The 838-nt window shown below is 57.6% G+C and carries 2 protein-coding genes; one reads left to right on the forward strand and one right to left on the reverse strand.

All coding sequences use genetic code 11. The features are described from left to right. Window positions 1–30: 30 nt before the first annotated feature. A complete protein-coding gene (locus tag AC1DVR_RS23670) occupies window positions 31–330 on the reverse strand; it encodes a hypothetical protein (protein WP_478003074.1) in 300 nt (99 codons plus the stop codon). A gap of 52 nt (window positions 331–382) precedes the next feature. Between AC1DVR_RS23670 and AC1DVR_RS23675 the strand changes: the two genes are divergently transcribed. Next, window positions 383–622, forward strand: coding sequence for an alpha/beta hydrolase (locus AC1DVR_RS23675; protein WP_478003075.1), 240 nt, complete (start codon window positions 383–385; stop codon window positions 620–622). The last annotated feature ends 216 nt before the right edge of the window (window positions 623–838 follow it).

Genomic DNA, 838 nt, shown 5'->3' on the forward strand with positions numbered 1-838 from the left:
CTCGTCCACAATGTCCACCGACTTCTCCTCTCAGGAGAAAGCCTCAGACGCCGGGCCAACATCACGAAACCGCTTGACCGAACCGATCAAGCCTGACTCCATGAAGTCGCCGGCCAGCCTGYCCGCATCCGCGAAATGGCTGCCCACGATGGCGAGAAGCTCGTGCCCAAGATCGCGCGAAATGCGCACCGATGAGATGGTCGTTCGGCAAAGGTCCCAAGCTTTCGGGTTCAAACCTTGCCATCCGGAAGAGTGACACATTTTACCATTGATCCGGCGCAATGAAGCAGGACGTTCTCCTTTGCGGCGATTTTTGGAATTCAAAATCACGACAATCCTGCTAGACTTAACTGTGATGAGTCGGATCAGAAGGGACCACCAGATGACCAAGACGCTGATCGTTCCGAGGCTTGATGGATCGTCCGCGCCGCACTGGCAGAGGTTGGGGGCGGCGCTGCTTGTACCCCTGTCCGAAACAGAGGGCTACGACTGGGCTGGCCATTTTTGTGCAACCTCCGAGCAACCCCTGCAGATAGCGACCATCGTTGTTGCCAGCCGAGACGATCCTTGGATGTGCGTTGGCCATGCGCTCCATATGGCCAGCGTCTGGGGCAGCAATTAGGGCTACATCGACGTCGCGCCTGGCTTCGGCCTCTGGAGCTTGGGCAAACATCTGCGGGACGAATTACTGCTGCGCACAACGCCCGTCCCTGCCGCGCAAAACAGCCTTGAAAGGGTTGCTATATGAAACATCTTTTCCGCAGTTCCAAACCGGGGTTCTCCGACTATGCCGCGCTGCTGGTGTTAGCCGCAGCTTTCCTGGCAGTCACGACCATCG

The organism is Rhodobacter sp. P2_H5, assembly GCF_056403335.1.

Excerpts from the sequence above, each read along its gene's own strand:
- AC1DVR_RS23675 (WP_478003075.1), top strand. The coding sequence starts at position 383 with ATGACCAAGACGCTGATCGTTCCGAGGCTTGATGGATCGTCCGCGCCG.